This is a genomic window from Devosia psychrophila (genome assembly GCF_000971275.1).
GTDB classification, from domain to species: Bacteria; Pseudomonadota; Alphaproteobacteria; order Rhizobiales; family Devosiaceae; genus Devosia; species Devosia psychrophila.
Map to the genome: position 1 here is coordinate 1 of NZ_LAPV01000182.1, position 1,937 is coordinate 1,937.

The 1,937-nt window shown below is 62.4% G+C and carries 2 protein-coding genes and 1 pseudogene; 2 read left to right on the forward strand and 1 reads right to left on the reverse strand.

Annotation, left to right across the window (positions count from 1 at the left end; all coding sequences use genetic code 11):
- Window positions 1–659 (reverse strand): annotated as a pseudogene (locus WH91_RS25625) (transposase); the annotation flags it as partial.
- A 536-nt stretch (window positions 660–1,195) separates the two neighbouring features.
- On the opposite strand from WH91_RS25625, the gene tnpA reads away from it, so the two are divergent.
- Together tnpA and tnpB are read left to right on the forward strand one after the other, a co-directional pair.
- The gene (gene tnpA, locus WH91_RS19795) at window positions 1,196–1,552 is read left to right on the forward strand and encodes an IS66-like element accessory protein TnpA (protein ID WP_046172744.1); all 357 of its coding nucleotides are present in this window, start codon (window positions 1,196–1,198) and stop codon (window positions 1,550–1,552) included.
- Complete coding sequence (tnpB, locus tag WH91_RS19800) at window positions 1,549–1,896, forward strand: IS66 family insertion sequence element accessory protein TnpB (protein ID WP_046172745.1); 348 nt, start codon at window positions 1,549–1,551, stop codon at window positions 1,894–1,896. Before tnpA ends, tnpB begins: the two co-directional genes overlap by 4 nt.
- The last annotated feature ends 41 nt before the right edge of the window (window positions 1,897–1,937 follow it).

The window sequence follows — 1,937 nt, forward strand, 5'->3', positions numbered from 1 at the left end:
CATGACCCGCAACACCCGCTTGGCGTTGACGACCGGTTTGCCTTCGAGCCGGCGCTGCCGGTTGATCAACGCGGTGACGCGGCGATAGCCATAGGTCGGGCGCTTGTCGATGATCGGTCGCATCTCGGCCAGCAGGTTGGCATCGTCTGGTTTGCGATAAGGACCACGCGGGACAACGGGCGTCGCGGCGCGCTCGATCAGGTTGGACCGGGTGACGCCCAGGGTTCTGGCAATAGCGCTCATCGGGAACCGTCCTCGGCAGCGTTCCAGGACACCAAGGGCAAGCTGTGTTTTTTTGGGCGAGCGACCTCAAGGGCTTCCTTGAGGATCTCATTCTCCATGGTCTTGCGGCCCAGCACCCGCTCGAGATCGCGGACGCGCTTCTCCAACTCCCGGACTCTTGAAGCGGCGACGACATCTTCGTCGGCCTCCACGGCGGCATGACCGCCTTCCAGCATGCGGCGCTTCCAGGCAAACAGCTGGGAGGGAGAGATGCCTGCGCGTCGGGCAACGTAGGAAACACCCATGCCGGGCGGCATGGCTTCTTCAACCAGGCTGACCTTCTCTGCCACCGACCAGCGGCGGCGGCGTTGCACGGAAGTAATGACTTCGACACGGCTGAACGGGACGTCAGAGGCTTTGGACATAGTCGTACTCATAGGCGCATGCCTATGCCTTATCGGCTAGGCCGACTGTCCGGTCAAAACGGGGTGCGCGCCATAGGTCCTGCTGACAAAGTACGGCAATCCATACCCATGCAGCGGCTAAAGCGAGGAAGGCCGCGAAGGATTTCGCGGTCTTTTCGAAGCGTGTGGCGATGCACCGGAAATGTCTGCTGACGCGCTTGGCTTCCCCATCCAAGTACCCTGTCCGAAGACGGTTTCAGTGAACTCGCGCGGCAGGTCGTCTTGCCGCGGCGAACCGTGTGGATCGAGGGAGGCGCCGACAACAGCTTTGCATTGTCCGCGTGTACGCCGCAAGTTCGGTCTGCGACCCCCGAGGGCGGACCCATCCTCTGGTGCTATTCAATCTAGATAACAGTGTTGCGTTCACGATGTAGATTCAATGCCGCCGAGACATCTATAGACTCACTCCCCTAACGGCGCGCCGTAAGCCTTCGGTGAGGGCCGCCTTGCGATAGTGGTGTCTAGCGCTGATGCTGCGCTCATAAGGACGCAGTTAAGAGCGCAGCACAATGCATATGACGGTAATTTCGGGCTCGGAGCGTCGACGTCGCTGGAGCGCGGCGGAGCGAGAAGAGATTGTGTTGGCGTCGTTCGCGCCGGGCGCGGTGATTGCCGAGGTCGCTTGGCAGTTCGATGTGTCCACCAGTTTGATCTACAAGTGGCGCCGCGACGCTCAACAGACCGCGGCGATGTTTGTGCCAGCCGTAATGGCAGAGGACGAGGGTTCTTTGGTGCCGGACGTGCCTGGAGGTGTCCTTGCAGATAGTCCGGCGATCCGGCTGGACCTGGCCGGAGGGACAACGGTGAGCATTGCCGCGACGGCGCCCGCTCGGTTGGTACTGGAGGTGCTGCGTGCACTGCGATGATCCCGGTTCGCTCCGATGTTCGTGTGTGGCTGGCCAGCGGCCATACCGATATGCGCAAGGGGATGGGTGGCTTGGCGCGCCTGGTCCAGGAAGGGCTGGGGCGGGATCCGTTCGCCGGGGACGTCTTCGTGTTTCGGGGACGCAATGGGTCGCTGATCAAGGCGCTCTGGCATGATGGCATCGGACTGTCGCTGTACGCCAAGCGCCTGGAGCGCGGGCGCTTCATCTGGCCGTCCACTGTGGGCGGCGTGGTGCATCTCAGCGGCGGCCAGATGAGCTATCTGCTCGAAGGGATCGACTGGCGCAACCCGCAGCAGAGCTGGCGTCCGACGCGGGCGGGATAGGCGGGCATTTTTCCCTGATGTAGGGGCATTTTTCGCTTCAC

Coding starts and splice junctions, on each gene's coding strand:
- tnpB (WP_046172745.1), top strand. CDS start 1,549: ATGATCCCGGTTCGCTCCGATGTTCGTGTGTGGCTGGCCAGCGGCCAT.
- tnpA (WP_046172744.1), top strand. CDS start 1,196: ATGCATATGACGGTAATTTCGGGCTCGGAGCGTCGACGTCGCTGGAGC.